The organism is Vibrio sp. 2033 (assembly GCF_033339735.1).
Genome location: NZ_JAWOVC010000417.1, coordinates 1 through 660 on the forward strand (window position 1 = coordinate 1; position 660 = coordinate 660).

At 45.0% G+C, this 660-nt stretch carries 1 protein-coding gene; it reads left to right on the forward strand.

Features of this window, described 5'->3' with window-relative positions:
* Window positions 1-571, forward strand: a 571-nt coding sequence (locus R7P74_RS26930; protein WP_318123725.1) for a ChrR family anti-sigma-E factor, incomplete at its 5' end; no start/stop codon positions are given.
* Between the last annotated feature and the right edge of the window lie 89 nt (window positions 572-660).

Consider the following 660-nt stretch of genomic DNA (forward strand, 5'->3'; position numbering starts at 1 on the left):
AGAGACGTGCTCAAAGTGCCGAGCGTATGTAAACCAAGTAGAAGCAAGTCAAGCAAACACAGTGAGTGAAAGTCCATCAGAGTATTCACCTGAGTTTGATGACATGTTTAACGACATTATTAACGCAGAACCTGTGAACGACAATGTGGTGATTCAAGATACAGCTTTCGTCAATGTCGCAGGTAAAAGCTTCGAGCTTCCAAAAACGTTAGTGCGCTTTTCTGATTTGGTGGGATCGTGGCGAAGCTACGGTGGGAAAGTTTTCAGTGCACAAATTGATTTGGGTGAAGATGCTCGAGTGAGCCTGATGTACATCGGCGAAAATGTACAAATCCCACAACACACGCACAGAGGGTTGGAATCCACACTGGTTCTGCATGGTGGATTTAGCGATGAAGACGGGCAGTATGAAGAAGGCGACTTGATGATACGAGATGCCTCAGTGAAACACAGCCCCTTTACTCAGGAAGGTGAAGACTGTTTGTGTTTAACGGTACTCACTGAGCCAATGATTTTCACGCAAGGTGTTGCACGTATCTTCAACTTGTTCGGCAAAGGGCTTTACCCATAAGCTTAAAACGCCGCGTTTTGTTTAGAAAAAAACCACCGTATTGTGCGGTGGTTTTTGTTTAGAAAAAAACCACCGTATTGTGCGGTGGT